Annotated in this window: 1 rRNA gene; it reads right to left on the bottom strand. The window is 56.3% G+C overall.

Annotated elements, in window-relative coordinates:
* Positions 1 to 263, bottom strand: a 23S ribosomal RNA gene (locus N866_RS19335); the annotation flags it as partial.

The raw sequence follows: 263 nt of genomic DNA, 5'->3' as shown, positions 1-263 counted from the left end.
TCCTCTCGTACTAGGGACAGCCCTTCTCAAGTTTCCTGCGCGCGCAGCGGATAGGGACCGAACTGTCTCACGACGTTCTAAACCCAGCTCGCGTACCACTTTAAATGGCGAACAGCCATACCCTTGGGACCGGCTTCAGCCCCAGGATGTGATGAGCCGACATCGAGGTGCCAAACACCGCCGTCGATATGAACTCTTGGGCGGTATCAGCCTGTTATCCCCGGAGTACCTTTTATCCGTTGAGCGATGGCCCTTCCATACAG

Source organism: Actinotalea ferrariae CF5-4 (genome assembly GCF_000603945.1).
Classification (GTDB): domain Bacteria; phylum Actinomycetota; class Actinomycetes; order Actinomycetales; family Cellulomonadaceae; genus Actinotalea; species Actinotalea ferrariae.
Note: the sequence above shows the minus strand (reverse complement) of the source record. Positions and strands in the feature narration are given on the sequence as shown.